The organism is Neisseria sp. P0021.S007, from assembly GCF_051956855.1.
On record NZ_JBQCXA010001033.1, the window covers coordinates 1 to 544 of the forward strand.

At 48.7% G+C, this 544-nt stretch carries 1 protein-coding gene; it reads left to right on the forward strand.

All coding sequences use genetic code 11. The features are described from left to right. A partial coding sequence (gene ccoP, locus ACTHUR_RS17370) for a cytochrome-c oxidase, cbb3-type subunit III (RefSeq protein ID WP_440399956.1) occupies positions 1-544 on the forward strand: 544 nt, incomplete at both ends.

Consider the following 544-nt stretch of genomic DNA (forward strand, 5'->3'; position numbering starts at 1 on the left):
GTATGTCTGTACTTGGCTGTTCGGTATCGGCTACCTGGTCATGTATCCGGGTTTGGGCGATTATAAAGGACAGTGGAAATGGAGCAGCAAGGGACAATACGAGAAAGAAATGGCTAAAGCTGATCAAGAGTACGGCAAAGTTTATGCCAAATTTGCCAAAATGCCGATTGAGAAAGTGGCAAAAGATCCTGAAGCACGCGCCATCGGTCAAAACCTCTTCAATACCTACTGTATCCAATGTCACGGTTCTGATGCCAAAGGTTCCAAAGGCTTCCCGAATTTGACCGACAACGATTGGTTGTGGGGCGGCGAGCCTGAGAAAATCCATGAGACCATTGAAAAAGGCCGTACGGCACAAATGGCTGCATGGGGTCCTGCACTGGGTGAAGAACGCGTAAAAGATGTGGCAAACTATGTCATGTCCTTGTCCAAACCTAAAGACCAATACGATGAAGAACGCGCTGCCCGCGGTAAAGCATTGTTCAGCGGTCCTCCGGCAAACTGCTTTACCTGTCACGGCGATAAAGGTCAAGGTATCCAAGGT